We start from the raw sequence: 440 nt of genomic DNA, 5'->3' as shown, positions 1-440 counted from the left end.
CCATGTCGCGATATGACCCGATGTTTTTGTGCCCGCGAGCACGGTCGCGAACTGGCTGGTGTTGCCGCTGGCGGTGCCGTTGGTAAACGGCGCACCCATGCGCGCGGTCGAGAGAGTGCCAGCCCATCCCAGCGTCAGCACTTGTGCAGTGATCGAACCCGTAATGTTGGTGTCGTTCACGACCGATTGCACGACGTTGGAATTCAGCCGCGCTGCTGCAAGCGTTCCGGTCCATCCCAACGTGAGATTTTGGGCGGCGATCGACCCCGTAACGTTGGTGTCATTCGTGACGCCTTGCACCACGTTGGCATTGAGACGCGCAGCTGCGAGCGTGCCGGTCCATCCCATCTGGAATTGCACCGCCTGCAACAGCGCGGTTGCAGGCGTGCCGGTCAGCGTGATCGTTACGTTGGTGTCGTTCGCGCTTGTCGCCGCCGCAG

1 protein-coding gene is annotated in these 440 nt (G+C 62.0%); it reads right to left on the bottom strand.

Annotation, left to right across the window (positions count from 1 at the left end; all coding sequences use genetic code 11):
* Positions 1-440, bottom strand: a 440-nt coding sequence (locus SOP95_RS31695) for a hypothetical protein (protein WP_323609541.1), incomplete at both ends; no start/stop codon positions are given.

The sequence above is a fragment of the Pseudomonas sp. YuFO8 genome (assembly GCF_035065025.1).
Taxonomy (GTDB): Bacteria; Pseudomonadota; Gammaproteobacteria; order Pseudomonadales; family Pseudomonadaceae; genus Aquipseudomonas; species Aquipseudomonas putida_AE.
The sequence above is the reverse complement of the archived record's forward strand: the minus strand, read 5'-3'. Positions and strand labels throughout refer to the sequence as shown.